At 54.7% G+C, this 13,208-nt stretch carries 11 protein-coding genes; 4 read left to right on the plus strand and 7 right to left on the minus strand.

The window, feature by feature from the left end:
- Nucleotides 1–326 precede the first annotated feature (326 nt).
- The 4 genes from ACOGXC_RS06755 to ACOGXC_RS06770 all read left to right on the plus strand — a co-directional run bounded on the left by ACOGXC_RS06755 (nucleotide 327) and on the right by ACOGXC_RS06770 (nucleotide 5,299).
- Complete coding sequence (locus ACOGXC_RS06755) at nucleotides 327–1,514, plus strand: hypothetical protein (RefSeq protein ID WP_419919923.1); 1,188 nt, start codon at nucleotides 327–329, stop codon at nucleotides 1,512–1,514.
- Nucleotides 1,498–3,465: a hypothetical protein gene (locus ACOGXC_RS06760; RefSeq protein WP_419919924.1), complete on the plus strand. Its 1,968-nt coding sequence runs from the start codon at nucleotides 1,498–1,500 to the stop codon at nucleotides 3,463–3,465. The genes ACOGXC_RS06755 and ACOGXC_RS06760 overlap by 17 nt, the downstream gene beginning before the upstream one ends.
- A 107-nt stretch (nucleotides 3,466–3,572) precedes the next feature.
- On the plus strand, nucleotides 3,573–4,274 hold the full coding sequence (locus tag ACOGXC_RS06765) for a hypothetical protein (RefSeq protein WP_419919925.1): 702 nt from the start codon (nucleotides 3,573–3,575) through the stop codon (nucleotides 4,272–4,274).
- A gap of 32 nt (nucleotides 4,275–4,306) precedes the next feature.
- The gene (locus ACOGXC_RS06770) at nucleotides 4,307–5,299 is read left to right on the plus strand and encodes a hypothetical protein (RefSeq protein WP_419919926.1); all 993 of its coding nucleotides are present in this window, start codon (nucleotides 4,307–4,309) and stop codon (nucleotides 5,297–5,299) included.
- Nucleotides 5,300–5,390: 91 nt separating this feature from the next.
- On the opposite strand, the gene ACOGXC_RS06775 is transcribed toward ACOGXC_RS06770, so the two are convergent.
- The 7 genes from ACOGXC_RS06775 to ACOGXC_RS06805 all read right to left on the minus strand — a co-directional run bounded on the left by ACOGXC_RS06775 (nucleotide 5,391) and on the right by ACOGXC_RS06805 (nucleotide 13,206).
- Complete coding sequence (locus tag ACOGXC_RS06775) at nucleotides 5,391–6,584, minus strand: ATP-binding protein (protein ID WP_419919927.1); 1,194 nt, start codon at nucleotides 6,582–6,584, stop codon at nucleotides 5,391–5,393.
- A gap of 179 nt (nucleotides 6,585–6,763) precedes the next feature.
- Nucleotides 6,764–7,375, minus strand: coding sequence for a DNA-3-methyladenine glycosylase family protein (locus tag ACOGXC_RS06780; protein WP_419919928.1), 612 nt, complete (start codon nucleotides 7,373–7,375; stop codon nucleotides 6,764–6,766).
- A 273-nt stretch (nucleotides 7,376–7,648) separates the two neighbouring features.
- Nucleotides 7,649–8,806, minus strand: a complete 1,158-nt coding sequence (locus ACOGXC_RS06785; RefSeq protein ID WP_419919929.1) for a branched-chain amino acid ABC transporter substrate-binding protein — start codon at nucleotides 8,804–8,806, stop codon at nucleotides 7,649–7,651.
- Between the two features lie 747 nt (nucleotides 8,807–9,553).
- Nucleotides 9,554–10,681 carry an HNH endonuclease domain-containing protein gene (locus ACOGXC_RS06790; protein ID WP_419919930.1) on the minus strand — a complete coding sequence of 376 codons (1,128 nt, stop codon included), beginning with the start codon at nucleotides 10,679–10,681 and terminating at the stop codon, nucleotides 9,554–9,556.
- Between the two features lie 32 nt (nucleotides 10,682–10,713).
- A complete protein-coding gene (locus ACOGXC_RS06795) occupies nucleotides 10,714–11,574 on the minus strand; it encodes a hemolysin family protein (RefSeq protein WP_419919931.1) in 861 nt (286 codons plus the stop codon).
- Nucleotides 11,575–11,605: 31 nt separating this feature from the next.
- The gene (gene ybeY, locus ACOGXC_RS06800; RefSeq protein WP_419919932.1) at nucleotides 11,606–12,070 is read right to left on the minus strand and encodes an rRNA maturation RNase YbeY; all 465 of its coding nucleotides are present in this window, start codon (nucleotides 12,068–12,070) and stop codon (nucleotides 11,606–11,608) included.
- 188 nt (nucleotides 12,071–12,258) lie between these two features.
- Nucleotides 12,259–13,206 carry a PhoH family protein gene (locus tag ACOGXC_RS06805; protein WP_419919933.1) on the minus strand — a complete coding sequence of 316 codons (948 nt, stop codon included), beginning with the start codon at nucleotides 13,204–13,206 and terminating at the stop codon, nucleotides 12,259–12,261.
- Between the last annotated feature and the right edge of the window lie 2 nt (nucleotides 13,207–13,208).

Raw genomic sequence — 13,208 nt, forward strand, 5'->3', positions numbered from 1 at the left:
GGCCTGCTTCTCACCCTGATTGACATTCGCCGGACAGTACGAGTAGGTTATCCTATAAGTAGTTGCAGTGACCGTAAAGAGAGTCGGGGTCGGACACCCTGGCTAACTTCGGAACGGTCACAGCATTGACGGCAATTCGACACCGGACACCCAGAGGCAGCCACTTATGCCCCCCCCCCCCCCCAGAAAATAGCCACACCGAACTGGATCACGGGCTTGTCCGATACCTACATCTCGGCCCCTTGCGGTACCGGGATGATGCTCATGGTGACCTTCCGCATATTCTGAGCTTCTCAGGTGGCCGTTCATCGGCTGCACTAGCACTTATGGCAGCAGAGGAAGGCCTGCTGCGACCAGAACGCGGTGATCTTTTGCTGTTCGCTAATACTTCGGCTGAACATCCAGGCACCTACGAATTCGCTGCGGAGTGCAAGCGGCGCATTGAACACGATTTTGGACTGCCATTCTTGTGGTTTGAGTTCTGCACGGTAGAGGATGCCTGGAGAGGTGAGTACTGGCGGCGTGAGACATACCGCCTTGTAAAGCCTGAGCCCATTGAGAACCACCCGGATGGTTTCCGCAGCCGTGGAGAGGTGTTCGAAGAAATGCTCTCATTTCAGGGGATATTACCAAATCCCCATTCGCGAACCTGTACAGCAAAATTGAAGCTGTACCCATCTCATAAGCTCCTCGGTGACTGGCTGGGTGGAACCACGGGACCTGCGCACGCCGGTCATCACTGGCCCGGGGATAATGGCTGTGCTTCAGGGGCCAACTTGGTTGGAGCAGAGCAGTTTGCTGAGGGCTACATAAGTCGTGGCGGAAGCGCACCCCGTGAACAAGTGTTGCGTCGTGCCAAGCACTTGGCATCCCTTCCTTCTCAGCGTCCGGCACAGGATTTTTCTGATTTCACCGATGTGCCCCTGGTCAATCACAGACGCAACCAGGACAACAGTTCTGCCGTTAAGTTTCGACCGGCCCTCATGCGTGGCAAGAAAGCTGCTCAGCACGTGCGACTACTAGGGCTTCGAGCCGATGAACCGAAACGCGTAGACCGCGTGTTGATGCGCTGCCTATTCGCTGAGGGGGCAACCACTTCAGGATGTACAGTCAATACTCAACCCCCAGGTGAAAGGCCATATTTTCCGCTCCATGATGCTGGCATTGATGCCGACGATGTTATCAAATTCTGGCGTGAACGTGATTTCGATCTTGACATACCCATTGGGGCGGGAAATTGCACCTTCTGCTTCATGAAGGGAACAAGGAAACTTCTTGAATTGTCGGCCCTGCCGGATCCCCGGCGCAATCTGGGGACACCTTCTGACATCGGGTGGTGGGCTGATATTGAGCAGCGCCATATGCGAACTGAGCCGCGTCGCCACGGCGATGGCATCTCAACCTTCGGCTTTTTTGGTGTGAACTCAGGCACATTTGAAGACCTGAGTCGTAGATGCATTGACGGTTTGAACCGCTACAAGGAGGGAACTCCGGCTTGTGACTGCACCGACTGACGGAGAACTCCATTTTGGACGTACCCATGCCCCTGTGGGCTTCACCAGCGCGCAGGTTTCGCAGTTTGACGGATCAGCGGAACCTGTGGTGCGTGAGCTTATACAAAACTGTTTAGATGCCGCCGACAGAGCCGGACGTCCTGCTCAGGTTAGATTTATAATTACCGATGTGTCACCCAGGGAGCTGCCTGGGTGGTCACAGTACTGCGATGCGTTCTCCAAAGCCAAGAGCGAACGGCAGCAACGGCATACCCAAGCTTCCCATGACGAAAAAATAACCATCAGACGCATCAGTCAGTTAATTTCACTCGAACGGATCCCTGTTCTCCTTTGTGCCGACAACGGCTGTGGTGTAAATCCACAACAAATGATCTCCCTGCTGACCGTCGGCAACACGGACAAAGGCGAAGGTGGAGCGGGATCGTTTGGACTCGGCCACCATGCCGCGTTCGGCGCTTCAGACCTGCGCTATGTACTGTATGGCAGCAGATATACTCACAAAGGCGCAAGTGGAACAATATCCTCAGGCCATGCGATCCTAGCTACACGTACAAATCAGGATGGCAAGCTGCTCGCCCCTGAAGGCTATTGGAGGCGTGCTGACTGGAAGGGCAAAGCATGGAAGGATGGTTCTGAGTTCCCCACCCAAGTACCAGCAATGCTCACATCTTACCTTCCTGAAACTGAGACAGGTACTGTTGTCGCAATAGCAGGGTTCAACGACTTTCACCGGGAAACTGATGAACCATCTTCCGAAGAATTGATAATGCAAGTTGCCGCGGCAAACTTTTGTGTTGCAATTGACGAAGAGCGATTAAAAGTCGAGATTATCAGTCAAGATGGCAGTACTCATAAAGCTGACCGAATCATGCTCACTCCAACGCTCGAAAAAATTGCTGAGCGCAAAAGAGCTTACAAAACAGGACATATTTCAGGAGCACAAGCTTTTGCAGCATGGCTTACATTGCGAGATGGAAATGAGTTAAGACTTCTTTCGGGAGTAAAAATCAAATGGAGACCTCTTGATCCTGCACGTGGTGAGCAAACCCAAGTTCATCTTTTTCGCAAGGGAATGTGGATTGATTCCCGCGTTACAGGCCTCTTGAAGCGGGACTTCAGCTCTGTTTGGCCTTTTGATGCCGTCATAAATCTCAAAGACGGTGAACTAGAAAAGCTTGTTCGCGCATCGGAGGGGCCTGAGCATCGAGGCATCGACCGCGGCCGGCTGGACAACGAACAGAAACGCTTGCTGAGAGAACAACTTGCTAAGGTAGCCGACGCGTTGCGTACCGATGTCGGCCAGCGAGATGATGAGGAGGAATACACTCCGGAATCGTTCGCAACTCTCCAAGGCCACTATATCCGCAAAGCGGAACCCATTCGACGACCGCGTAAACAAGGAGGAGGCAGGCAGAAAACCGATGTTAAGGGAGGGAAAGATAGAAGAAATAGAGGTAAAGGCGAACGACGCCAAGGCACCCCCAGACCTGGCTCGGTACCGCGCTACCGTCATGTTCTACAATCAAGCACTGATGCGGGAACTATTGAGGTCGGTTTGCAGTATGAGGAGGACACCAAAGACGGTCATACTATGGGTATCCGTGTACGTCGCTCCTCAGGTGCAGACGGTACCTGTGAGCAGCCACTCCCTGACGACTACCTTCGACTTGTGTCGGTACTGGATCAAGAAGGCAGACTCGTCTCCGCGGCTACTACCGAAGGCGAGTTGGAGTTAGAACTCCCAGCGACTTCAGGTGGACATACCTGGCTGATCGAGTTAGCTGGCAGCAAAGCTCGCGAACTTGCAGCGGTGCCACACCTACTAAGTATTGACATTGTCAAGCGGACTAAAGCGCCACCTTTTGATCCAGGCATGAGCAAAATATCTGCCCCCATTGATTCTATAATTATGCCAGACCATGATTATACTAACTCAAAGGATCAAGCCTGATGCAACCGAAAGGCTCGCTGGGGAGCAGGGTCGGCCCGATACCCATTCTATACCATGATGGTTCCCGACTTGATTGGCTTCGAGCACAGTATACAACCAATGTAGTTTTGAAGCAGCAAAGAAGCACAGTCAAACACACTCTGAGAGATGCCCCGGAGATCAAGAAACTTCTGGAAAGTGGCGATGCCGTCTACGCAACAGAGATTCGCTGCCCTCGCACAATGTTTAGTCGAATTGAACATGCCGCCAACAGTGAACAATCAATCAACTTGCCGGAGACTGAACGCAACGATAATTTGTACTTAATACCGGGTATCATTGTGGCCCGTGATACGTCATTATCTACGACAGGATTACATAATCTAGTCCATATAAATCGAAAATCTGTGGAGGTACCTGCTGGGTGGTGGCTAGCATATGGTGGTGAGTATCAGTTCACACCACTTCTCGTAAACTTATTAAAATTTTTCAAAGATAATTCACTCAAACCAGGAACTATGAAAGTCGAAGAAGCAGGGGAATTGGGTAACCCTTACTTCAGAGTAAACCTATCCGCAGAGTTATACGACCATGGTCGTGAGAAGCGTGATGTCCAGATCGCTGCACTTATTGCTGTATTTGGTCACTTCCCCCGTAGTTCACTACGAGAAGATGGAGAAAATTATGATAGCCCTGTTGCCCAGGAGCTTCGGGCTAAGCTTGAAGATCATGACCCACCACTACCCGATTGGGACAAGGAAGATTACGACCCTGCTCAGGCAGCCACTTCGTTGGAGCAATTCTGGATTAGCATCGGAGATAGCGAGTGAGCAGCAATTATCGATCTAGCGGTATTTTGACGATGGTTGACGAAGAGGCATATCGGAAATGGCAGGAGGGCATCATCTCGACTAAAAGCCAAAAACAATTGTCCGATAACCAGAAAAATAATGATGTCTCTGAAGGAAAAGATTCGGCAGATGTACAGCTAAGTACCAGCGCCTATGAATCTCAGAAATGGCATCAACTCAACAGTCTACAGCAGGAGCTGATTACAGCAGTTAACACCGGCCATGATGAATGCTCGCGTTATCTACTGAAACAACTCCGCGTCACCGAAGAGGCAGCGAAGGCAGCACTGATGTCAGTAGTGCCTCCGCTACCGAACCCCCTCACAGCAGCGGAATTGAAACGAATGCCTCGGTATGCTGAGGTCAAGGTGGCCGAGAGCCTTGATGGGATCTTGCCAGGCGAAGCAGCAACACCGGCATTCTGGGCAGCTTGCCACGCAGTCTGGATAAAGCAAGAGAGATTCGATGATCTAGTTGACTGCTTTCTCGAAGGTAGTCGCGGAACCGGAGATGAGGAACAGACCCGCAACTTCTTGCGACGCACAGGAGGTCTTGAAGCAGTTAGGGGGAAAGTTAGTGTCCTTACGAACTGTCCGATATCCATGGCGTGGTGGCGTGTCCGAACCGCACGAGAAGCTGCCGAGATAGCTACTGCATCAAAGCTGGACTTCTCCACCGCACACGAACTGCTCCACGACACCATTATCTGGGAAGAACTCACTGGCCTTTCCGTCAAACGACTAACAGCTCTGAACGCGCCGAAAGCCCGTGCTGCCTCAATCGTCGCTCTCTGGCAACGTGGTTCTATAGGTCGTACCGTCTCATCGACACTCAGAAAAGCCCATTGCAAGGGGGCTTTTCACGCTGTTGCTCGCCTTAGTCACAGCTTCAGCTTGAACATTATCCCATGGGAAAAGCTGCTACAAGCAGCACAAGATGGAATCAAAGAAGCTGATGACAATCATCTAGAGGTTCAACCCTCAGACCTTCCCGAGGAAGGATGAGGGACGGACTCAAACCAGGGTTGCATGTTGATGGCTCTGCCACCATTAGTAGCGTATGGCCCTTGCCTGTATACCGTGCATAAGCATCTACTTACGGGCCGAGGGTTGTTATGGGGGTGATGATTACTCCGTCGGGACGGGTGTAGGTGTAGCCGGTAGCGGTTACCACAACAAGGGCTGCGAGCGGCCCGGTTTTTGCGGTGTCCACCGTGTTGGCGATCTTCAGCAACGAGCGGGCGGCGTGGTCGATTGTGTCCGCAGAATTGGAGAGCTTCACCTCTACGGCAATCCACTCGCCGGTGTAGCGGCGGCGGATAACGGCATCGGCTTCCAAACCACCTTCGATACGGTGATGGTAGACATCGCAGTCGTGGGCCCCGGCATATATGCGAAGGTCGCGCACCACCAATGATTCGAACAGCAGCCCGCAAGTTTCCAGATCGGCGTGCAGAGAGTCGGGCCCTGCCCGCAGTGCGGCCGCAGCCAGCGAGGGATCCACAAAATGCCTCTTGGGGGATTTCGTGAGCCGCGCCCGGGAACGCAGATGGGTAGGCCAAGCAGGCAGATCCTCGACAATGAACAGCCTGGTCAAGGCATCGAGGTAGGCCCGCACAGTCTGATGGTTCATGGAATCACCATTGCCGGTGTCGTAGGCAAGGCGACTATTGGGAGCAGTTGTGGCGGTGTTGCGGGCCAGAGAAACCAGCAGCTTCTCTACTAGTACGGGATTACGGCTCCGCTGCGAGGCCACATCGACCTCAAGGCGTCGCACCTCCTCCAGGTAATCACGCAGCCTGCGCTGGACGGTAGCGGCAGGTTGGCCAATAAGCCAGGGCCAACCTCCCACGCAGATCGCTTCACAGACATCGGTAAACCGTTTCTCGCTGGATCCGGGCTCAACCACCTGCCCATCAAGAAGCCGGCCCAGTGACACCAATCCGCTCGACTGATCCGACTCGTAAAGCGACATCGGTCGCATTCTCACTCTTGCCACTCGACCGGCTCCTGAGTGCCGTACCGCATCATCGGCCGGGACAACCGAGCCGGTCAGCAGGAACCGACCCGACTCGCTGGACCGGTCGCAAGCATGGCGGACGTGGTTCCAGATATCCGGGGCCAGTTGCCATTCATCAAGCAGCCGGGGCGATGGGCCGGCCAGCACGGCTTCGGGGCTAATCGTAACCAGATCGCGGGCGGCGGCATCGCCATCGAAGCGAACGGCGCTGCGGGCGTGATTCAAGGCGGTCCAAGTCTTGCCACATCCCTTGGGGCCATCAATCAGCACCGCCCCCACAGAGCCGAGGCATTCTGTGATTATTGGGTCAACTAGGCGCGGGCGATAGTCGGGCGGCGTGAGTGTAGGGATTCCGATGCTTATAGTGTAGGGTTTCCGAAGTTAGCAGTGTAGGGTTTTCGGTGATGGAGTTTCCCCGGTTGGGGGGGGGGGGGGGCACGCTGCGCTGTTCATATCTCGGTGGCTCGCCAGCAGTACCAGGCGGCGACGCTGCGGTAGGGGCGGAACCGGTCGCCCAACGACTCCAACTCCTCAGCAGCGGGAGGTTCGGTCCAGCCGTGGGCCAGGCCATAACCTTTTCTCACCCCCAGGTCACCCACCGGCCACACATCCAACCGGCGCAGCGAGAAAATCAGGAACATCTGAGCAGTCCACACCCCGATACCCCAGACCTGGCCGAGCTGGGCAATCACGTCCTGGTCGGGCAGCCGGCCCAAACAGGTCAGATCCAGCGAGCCCCGCTCGCAGTGGGCGGCCAGGTCAAGTATTGCTCGGGTCTTGGCCCCCGACAGGCCGGCGGCCCGCAGGGGCTCCGCGCCCAGAGCCCTCACCGTAGCGGGAGTCCACTCTGATTCCTGCTCCCGCACCCGCCCCCAGATGGCAGCGGCCGCTTGACCGGCCAACTGCTGGTAAACGATCTGGCGGCTCAGCACCTCGAACCGCTCCCCCACCCTGGGTCTAGCCCCGAACCGGGCCGGCCCGAACCGTTCCACCAGCCGAGCCATCACTTCGGAGGTGCGACACAGAGCGTGGCTGGCCTCGGTCAAGCTCAAATTTCCCACACCGGTTCTCCCACAAAATCAGTTGGCCATGCCACCATTTGGCATCAGGGGCCTTTGGCACCAGCCGATGCTAATTGCGAAACCGTGCGGGCACCTCGCTCTAGGCCATCAGCCCCTCCCACCTTTGGCACCAGCCGATGCTATCCAAGACCACCCTGGCAACAGCCCCCAAACCCCACTCCGAGACTCTAAATAGCACTCAATGAATATTGACCTCAACGAAATAGTATACTCAAACAGCCTACAACTTTTTTATCACTGTAAATTACTTATTTATACTGGAGTGCAAGGTGATTCACTGGTATAAGAGCATACAACATTGTCAAAAATGTTATCAATATTGGAAGGGTCTATATTATGGATAATGTCAATATGTGGCTCACCACAGTCACCAAAGGGGTCACAGGATATATTGCCACTAACACCCTGAAAGTTGTTGACTTTACTCAAGTAAGTACGTACCCTTGCTCTGTCGATGTATAGGGTGTGTAATGGGTCGCTACCCTGAGATGTATCTGGAACAATATATGAAGCACTTCTGATGGCTTCCAAAAGTAGCACTGTAGCATCGTATGCATGAGCCCAAAAGCCTATCTCTGGCATTTCATCGGAAGTGTCTATGAACCTCTGCCGGAGTTCTTGCTGAGATATTCCGGTGATTTCATTTTCCCCAGATGTAAACCTCTGATCGGGAGTAGAAACATAGATCCCTTTTGTAAAAGCCTGGCGCAAGAATGCGGAGCTGGTAAGACCATCCCCAGCGAGTACTACTACCTCATCAAAGGCACTTAGATCTGTGGCTTGTTTGAGAATAGCATTAGCTAAATCCTCATTGAGCGGCAAGAACAATGCTCCAGGCTGTTTGCTAGCTATACCTTTGAGCGTGTCTAGCACTTCAGTTTCATCCGATGCCAACTGTACAAAATCAGTGATAGTGCCATCATGTTGCTCAAAGTACTTTCTGAAGCTTTCTGCTAAGCCAAGTGTATATGCATCGCCATCATGAATAACAGCAGCCCTATCTATTGACAAATGCTCAGTTAGCAAATCAGCTAAAGCATGACCCTGATAATTGTCGTTGTATGATGTGCGATAATAGCCAGGGTAATAATATCGACCTGGAGTGCCAGTCAAATCAGAGGTCAAGAATGGGGAAGTATTAGAAGGAGATATCATTACCATACCTGCCGCCGATAACCTTGGAGAAAGTGTAGTGGCAGTACTGGAACAAGTGGGGCCAACAATTCCGATAACTTGGCTATCCTCAGTAGTCAAGCGGCCCAAGTGTTCGCCGCTTTTAGTATTGCACTCATCATTTAGAGGTTCGCCCAGACTCACTTCAACCTGGCCATGAATGAGCCCATAATCTGCTATAGCGAACCTGGCGGCCCGCAGGTTATCACTATTGCCAACCCCAGCCAGAAAGCTCAAGGAGCGAATCTGAACGCTGTCACCGGGCTGGACTTTCACTACACCCAACCACGGAGAACATTCCCCATCCGCCTGCTCCGACCCTGGCCGCTTGCAGCCCTGGGTTACCAACTCGATGTAGTCATCATGATACCGGCTGGCCAGAGCCTCAAGGGCCTTCTGGCGAGCCAGAGCAACTCGCCTGCTGGTGGGTAGTGAGCAGGTGTCGGCTACGCCGTCGCCATTGCTGTCGAACGGGTAGGTAACTTGACCCCCCGAACTCGACTTCGAACAAATGTCGGCAGCAGATATGGGCCCCGACCAGTACGTGGGATGATCGGGTGGCGGAAGCGGTGGCGGCGCGATGATTCTGCAACCGTCTTCAAACTGGCACTCTTCGGAAAGGAGCACTTCAAAGGCATCCCGGTACCGGTCGGCGAGTGCCTCCAAAGCCCTTTGGTGCGCTATCGCGGCCCGGCGAGAGATCCGCACCGCGCACGTATCAGCCCAACCATCACCGTCACTATCGGCGGGGTGAGCAACCGGACCACCCAAGCTCCGCTCCAAGCACCACTCGTGATCGAAGGCCACAGGCAACGAGCGGTAGATGCTGGTGGGGTCAGTGCCTGCGTCGGCGGGTTTACCGGCAAGTTCATCAGCCTGAGCCGAAACCGTAACAGCACTAGCACCAACCAGGAAAATAACACAAGCAGCACCAGCAACCAACAGAACCCAACGTCGCAGCATCTGGGGAGAGTAGCACATCCGTCAACTCAACATCTGCTTGATGTTTTGTATACTCAAAACACCAATCGGGTGAACCCCTTCTCTCTTGCCATTCCATACACCAGTTGTTGGGTCGAGCATATTGTAAATATCGTAAGAGGTAACCTGCACATTTTCAAGATCAGATGGCCAGTCATACCTTGCAGCTATCTCGCTCATACTGGCAGCATTTTTTTCTAGGTATGATATCCACCGCTCAAAAGGTTCTGGACCTAGCAACAGATTGCTCTTACTGCTATTAACTCTCTTGCTGGTGAGCACAAGATTTTCAACCTGAGTCAACCTAGCACGCGACCATGGCACGACATGATCCAGTGACTGCCCACTAGAACCCAATATTTCACTTGAATATATACATTTATTACCTTGCAAATCCACTAGTTCATTCCTCATCGCAATGGGGGGCATATTCCTTTTGACACCAAATAAATGCTCATAAATCTGACATTCTGTAGTACTGCCCAAATCTTTCTTGTTTAAGTCTGTGACTAATTCTGCAAACCTCCACTCTACTAAAGGCCTTAGAACACCGGCAAACCGAGAGAGCTTTTCGATAACGCCTGGGATAAACTGTATTGTACATCCTTTTATTTCAAACAAAAAAGGTTCTGGGTTTCCAGGGAGGTTCTGTAATTTGTCAACAGGGTTTCTCCATAAACTTTTTTTTACATCTTTGAGTGCCCCATCCCAACATTCTTCCCACCAGGTTATGTTATCCAGCTTACTTCGGACGACATCAAGAATATTGTCTGCTAGAGATCCATATTTTCTTTGAATTATCTCTTCTCTCATATAGCGTACCTGTTGCATGACTGTAGTATCTTGAGCAAAGGAACCGTCATTGCGTTCTTTTTTTACAAAACTATGCCGTAACTCAGTTTCTCCATATGGTCTTGCGTGTTCCCAGTGAAGTTCCAAGTACTTTTTAGCTAGTTCATCTTGGGAAATAGGTCTATTGTTTTCACTAATCTCTGGGGCCAGATCAAGCACGACCAGAAGTAGGCCTAGTTTGTTGGTTCCGGCCATCGAAGCTTGCTCTAGTATCGCCAGCACCCCTTCTATGGGGTCCAGCCTGGTGTCGCTGGTGTGTACAGGATCTTCATGCCCCATGGAGTCCTCCCCTATTGGATCAGAGAGCTTAGTTATCCACCGGAGACGGGGCTGCTGATTGGGGGGGTGGGGGTGGGTTTTACTATTACCCGGGCGATCCGGCGACCGGAAACCCGTTCCACTGCCAACTCCCAACCGTCCACCACCAGCATCTCCCCCTCATCGGGCACATGACCCAGCGTGTTGAAGATCAGCCCGCCCACCGTGTCCCAGTCACCTTCGGGAAGCGGTGCCCCCAGCACATCGCTGAGCTCGTCGATGGGCACCCGGCCGTTCACCCGCACCGCCCCCATCCCCATGCGCTCGATCATGGGCACCTCCACGTCGAACTCATCGACGATGTCGCCCACCAGCTCCTCGATCAGATCCTCAAGGGCAACCACCCCGGCAGTGCCGCCGTACTCGTCCACCACGATGGCGATGTGGAACTTCTCGGCCTGCATCTCCCGCAGCAGCAGGGATATCCGCTTGGTCTCCGGGACGAAGCGGGGGGTTCGAGCCACGGCCACCGCCACCGAGTCGGGACCCTGCTCCCGCTCGGCCCGCATCAGATCCTTGGCGTGGACCACACCCACCACGTCGTCGATGCCATCGGCGTACACCGGTACCCGGCTGTAGCCATGCTCGATGACGATACCGATGGCATCGGCCACCGATTGCTGATCGCTCATCGCCACCATGTCGGTGCGGGGTACCATCACCTCACGGACCACGGTATCGCCGAACTCGATTATCTGGCTGATCAGCTCCCGCTCCTCGGGCTCGATGGCATCGGACGCCTCGGCCGCCTCGGCCACGGCCAGCAACTCCTCCTCCGACACCTGGGGAGCCTCACCCCGCCTGCCGACCCGCAACAGGTGCCTGAACGAACCCAATCGGCGGAAAGTGCTCACTACAGCCAACCCAATCGGCGGGAGGGGCTCATTACGGGACCGCTTGATGGGCGGTCGGCGGACTCGGAACCAACACCGAGGCCAGCAGTTCCTGCTCCCGCCCCTGCATGCGAGCAGCGTCGGTGTCGTCAATGTGGTCATAGCCCACAAGATGTAGGGCACCGTGCACCACCAGCAGGGCCAGCTCGTCCTCCACGGCCTTGTTGCGGTCAGAGGCGTTGGCCGCAGCCACCGAAGGGCAGATCACCACATCGCCCACCAACCGGGGTTCGTCATCGGCACGGGGGGCGCGGCCATCATCGGTACCGAGCGCGAGCACGTCGGTGGGCCGGTCCATGCCTCGGTGAGCGGCGTTGAGCGCGGCCATCTCGCCGGCGGACACGAACGACAGACCGACCTCCCAGGGGATGCTTATCTGCTCCTCCACCATTACCCGGCGCAACAACCCCGCCCAGCGGTTTTTGTCCACCCGTAGCTCCTGCTGATGGTCTGTCACCACCACCGCTACGGGGTCAATACCGGCACAATCAACATCAATACCTGAGTCAATACCAACACAATCAAGATCGATAGCTGAGTCAGCACCAACACAATCAACATCGATACCTGAGTCAATACCGGCACAATCAACATCGATAGCTGAGTCAATACCGTTGGGTCTGGGACCCGGATCGGGGTCGGTGCTCACGAACCGGCCCGCTCGTAGGCATCAACAATGTCGGCCACGATGCGGTGGCGAACCACGTCACGGGAACTCAGATGCACGAACGACAGACCGTTGATCCCCCCCAGGATCCTCTTCAAGGACTCCAGCCCGCTGCGACCCCGACCGACATCCACCTGGGTCACATCACCGGTGATTACCGCCCGGGATTCAAATCCGATGCGGGTCAAAAACATCTTCATCTGTTCGGGGGTGGTGTTCTGGGCCTCGTCCAGGATGATGAAGCTGTTGTTGAGGGTTCTGCCCCTCATGTAGGCCAGGGGAGCAATCTCGATGACCCCCCGATTGACCAGGGACTGCACTTCTTCCGTGTTCAGCATGTCGTGGAGGGCGTCGTAGAGCGGGCGCAGGTAAGGATCCACCTTGGCAATCATGTCGCCGGGCAGAAATCCCAGATGCTCTCCCGCCTCCACCGCCGGCCGGGTCAAAATGATGCGCTCCACCGTTTGAGCCTTCAACTCCCGCACCGCAGTGGCCACCGCCAGCCAGCTCTTGCCGGTCCCCGCCGGGCCGATCCCGAAGGTGATGATGTTGTCCCGCATGGCATCCACATAATTGCGCTGGCCGGCCGATTGGGGGCGGATGACCCGGCCCCGACCCGATCTCAGCACATCGGTGCCCATCACCCCCGAGGGGCTCTCGTCCGCCTCCACCATCTGAATTGCCCGGCTCAGCGTACCGGAATCGAGTTGATGGCCGCCCTGCACCAGTTGAAGCATCTCGTCGAACAACCCGGCGACGCGATCGGCCCCCCGGCCGGACACCGTGATCCGGTTGCCCCGCACGAAGATGTCGGCGTGGGGAAAAGACCGTTCTATCTGACGAAGATTCTGGTCGCGCTCCCCCAGCAGGGCGGGCATGAGCCCATTGCGAGGGATATCTATGGTAACCGGTGCCGTGATGGTCATTC

The sequence above is a fragment of the Candidatus Poriferisocius sp. genome, assembly GCF_965202595.1.
Classification (GTDB): domain Bacteria; phylum Actinomycetota; class Acidimicrobiia; order Acidimicrobiales; family Bin134; genus Poriferisocius.

Bases quoted from the DNA above. Each gene is read 5' to 3' on its own strand.
- ACOGXC_RS06755 (WP_419919923.1), top strand. From the start codon at position 327: ATGGCAGCAGAGGAAGGCCTGCTGCGACCAGAACGCGGTGATCTTTTG.
- ACOGXC_RS06770 (WP_419919926.1), top strand. From the start codon at position 4,307: ATGGTTGACGAAGAGGCATATCGGAAATGGCAGGAGGGCATCATCTCG.
- ACOGXC_RS06790 (WP_419919930.1), bottom strand. From the start codon at position 10,681: ATGGGGCATGAAGATCCTGTACACACCAGCGACACCAGGCTGGACCCC.
- ACOGXC_RS06805 (WP_419919933.1), bottom strand. From the start codon at position 13,206: ATGACCATCACGGCACCGGTTACCATAGATATCCCTCGCAATGGGCTC.